General features: G+C 66.9%; 1 protein-coding gene and 1 pseudogene. Both read right to left on the bottom strand.

Translation table 11 applies throughout. From position 1 onward, the window contains the following. Positions 1-1,085, bottom strand: a pseudogene (locus BACI9J_RS23030) (glycosyltransferase family 39 protein); the annotation flags it as partial. Positions 1,086-1,190: 105 nt separating this feature from the next. Further along, positions 1,191-1,379 carry a hypothetical protein gene (locus tag BACI9J_RS23025; RefSeq protein WP_236558890.1) on the bottom strand — a complete coding sequence of 63 codons (189 nt, stop codon included), beginning with the start codon at positions 1,377-1,379 and terminating at the stop codon, positions 1,191-1,193. Between the last annotated feature and the right edge of the window lie 171 nt (positions 1,380-1,550).

Raw genomic sequence — 1,550 nt, 5'->3', positions numbered from 1 at the left:
GCGATGAGGAGCAGGCCACTGATGATGCCCTTCGCGTAGGGGAGGAGGGCGACGATGCCGGCGGCGATGAGGATCGCGAGTGCCGGCGCGGAGTACGTGACGTAGCGGGCGTTGTAGACGGGCTTGTAGAAGTGCGATGCGGCGAGCAGCGCCACGGTGGGCACGATTAGCCACGGCAGCATCACCACCAGCGCTTCCCTTCGCTTTCGGAGCGCGAACGCGACACCGACGAGGACCAGCAACCAGGACACGACGGCGACTGCGGTCACGAAGGACCTGGTGGTGGTGACGAGCGCGAAGTCGAAGAACTGCAGCCGCCATCCGTTTTCGATGGCGCTGTGCCAGGTGGGTGCCTGCAGCCATCCGATCTGTCGGGACTGCGGGATCGTTGCGCGAACGAACGGCACGACGGCGACGCCGAGGATGGCGATCGTCCACGCTGCGGCCGCGAGACCGATCCAGCGCTGCTTCGGTGCGAAGAGGAAGCGGAGGAACACCGTCAGGGCGTGCGCGGCGACGATGAGTGCCGCCCACAGGAACACCAGCACCGACACGTAAGCGAAGACCGCGTACAGCAGCCACCACAGGGTGATCAGCAGCGGCGGTTTCCGCCCGTCGGTGGCGTCCAAAGCGTGGACGAGGAGCACAGTGGTGAGTACCGCCAGCAGGAGCTCGAACGCTGGGGAGCGTCCGGACGTGCCGGCCGATGCGACGACGGGTAGTAGGGGCAGGATGATCGCGGAGATCGTCGCCGTGGCGAGGGAGAACAGCCGCTCAGCGAGCAGGACGACGAGCCCGCCTGCCAGTCCGATCGCGACGGCGGACGGGAAGCGGAGCGTGAAGGGGCTGTAGCCGACGAGGTCGAACCAGAGGTGCATGCCGACGTAGTACGCCGCATGCACCAGGTCGATCCTGCCGATCAGGTCCTGCAGCGCATCCCACGACCGGGTTGACGCTGCGATGGTCGCGGTCTCGTCGAGCCAGATCGTCCGGTGGGTGATCGCAACCAGGGTGATGAGCGTGCCGAAGAGGGCGGCCCCGCCGGCGATGACCCATCGGGCGTTCCTGCGGGTGTCCCGCTTCACGTCAGCATGCACACCCGCCAGCGTATGGGCAGCCGCACTCGAGCCCCGACTCTGATGTCGGCGAGTGGTCGAGCATCCAGCCGTGACTGCGGTGCTGCGCGCAGGCTAGGAGTGGGTGTTGTTCCGCACGGAGGGCAGCTTGCGGTGGTCCTTGACCAGGGAGCGGGTCTCGCGGATGCGGCAGTCGATGCCCCACTTCGTCACGAGCGTCAGGCTCTCGCGGACGATGTTGCCGCTCATCTTCGAGACACCGAACTCCCGCTCGGTGAACATGAGCCCTGTCCAGGGGCGCATGCCGACAGGAGCCCCGCAGTGTCCCAAGGAAGGACGGCTACTGAGACTGATTGTTTCAGCACAAGGCGTCTGGCGTCCGATCGGGGATCGCCAGTCGTGACGGGCGTGCGTCGGCTGAACCGACACGTCAGCCCCACGGCTCTCGGGTCATCTTGCGGGGCGGGGCGTGGT

Source organism: Arthrobacter sp. 9V (assembly GCF_902506065.1).
Lineage (GTDB): Bacteria > Actinomycetota > Actinomycetes > Actinomycetales > Micrococcaceae > Arthrobacter.
Note: the sequence above shows the minus strand (reverse complement) of the source record. Positions and strands in the feature narration are given on the sequence as shown.

Coding starts and splice junctions, on each gene's coding strand:
- BACI9J_RS23025 (WP_236558890.1), bottom strand. CDS start 1,379: ATGCGCCCCTGGACAGGGCTCATGTTCACCGAGCGGGAGTTCGGTGTC.